The following is a 234-nucleotide window of genomic DNA, read 5'->3' as shown; positions in this document are numbered from 1 at the left end:
ATGTCGCACGGTGCGAGGTTTTGACTGCACAGCAGTTCGGCGACGGTTTGCGCATACAGGAGGCTGAGTTCTTGCGACAACATCCTGCTGCGGTGCAGTTCGTCTGTTCCTATATTTTGCAAAGCAAGCAATGCTGCGCGCAAATCGTCGGGGTAGGGTATAAAGGCGTGCCCTTCCGCGCCCAGCCATTTGCCGCCGTCCATCCGTATCAGTACGGCATCCGCCCCGTCCATG

1 protein-coding gene is annotated in these 234 nt (G+C 57.7%); it reads right to left on the bottom strand.

The window, feature by feature from the left end; translation table 11 throughout:
• Positions 1–233, bottom strand: a 233-nt coding sequence (locus ACI43T_RS12295; protein WP_405387411.1) for an anhydro-N-acetylmuramic acid kinase, incomplete at its 3' end; no start/stop codon positions are given.
• Position 234: the final 1 nt, after the last annotated feature.

Source organism: Neisseria oralis, from assembly GCF_045062685.1.
Taxonomy (GTDB): domain Bacteria; phylum Pseudomonadota; class Gammaproteobacteria; order Burkholderiales; family Neisseriaceae; genus Neisseria; species Neisseria oralis.
Note: the sequence above shows the minus strand (reverse complement) of the source record. Positions and strands in the feature narration are given on the sequence as shown.